Origin of the sequence: Pseudomonas sp. R62 (assembly GCF_000257605.1) — a bacterium.
Lineage (GTDB): Bacteria > Pseudomonadota > Gammaproteobacteria > Pseudomonadales > Pseudomonadaceae > Aquipseudomonas > Aquipseudomonas atacamensis.
In genome coordinates this window covers 1-710 of sequence record NZ_AHZM01000938.1, presented here as the reverse complement: position 1 = coordinate 710, position 710 = coordinate 1, and the positions used below count along the sequence as shown (strand labels likewise).

Sequence of the window (710 nt, the reverse complement as noted above, 5' to 3'; positions counted from 1 at the left end):
TTCGGTGGCCATGTAGTTGAAGAGGATGCTCGGGTAGTCCCGTGGGTTCTTCGACTTCAGCTGGATGCGGCCACGGCTCGGCGAACGCATGGAGCCCATGTGCGCCTGGAAACCGTGCTCTTTCACACCGTTGCTGCCGTTGTAGTTAATCGCTACCGGCAGGAAGTGGTACTGGATGTTCGGCCACTCGAACTCTTCACGGGTGCGGATGAAACCGCCCGCTTCGAACTGGTTGCTGGCGCCGATGCCGGTGCCGTTGAACAGCCACTCGGCGCCAATGGCCGGCTGGTTGTACCAGAGCAGCGACGGGTACAGCGACACGGGTTGGGTGCACGCGTATTGCAGGTACAGCTCAAGGTGGTCCTGCAGGTTTTCGCCGACGCCTGGCAGGTCATGGACCACCGGGATGTCGAGGCTTTCCAGCAGTTTGGCCGGGCCGACACCGGAGCGTTGCAGCAATTGCGGCGAAGCGATTGCGCCGCTGCACACCAGTACTTCTTTACGGGCGCGGGCTTCAACGCGTTCTTCGGCGGCGCCGATCAGGTAACGCACGCCCACGGCACGCTTGCCTTCGAACAACACTTTGTCGGTGAGGGCGTGGGTGACGATGGTCAGTGTCGAACGCTTCTTGGCCGTGTCCAGGTAACCGCGCGCGGTGCTGGCACGACGGCCGTTTGGCGTGACGGTACGGTCCATCGGGCCGAAGCCTT

The 710-nt window shown here is 62.5% G+C and carries 1 protein-coding gene; it reads right to left on the bottom strand.

Annotated features, from left to right (window positions below; translation table 11 throughout):
- Positions 1–710, bottom strand: a 710-nt coding sequence (locus OQK_RS01235) for a GMC family oxidoreductase N-terminal domain-containing protein (RefSeq protein WP_016770750.1), incomplete at both ends; no start/stop codon positions are given.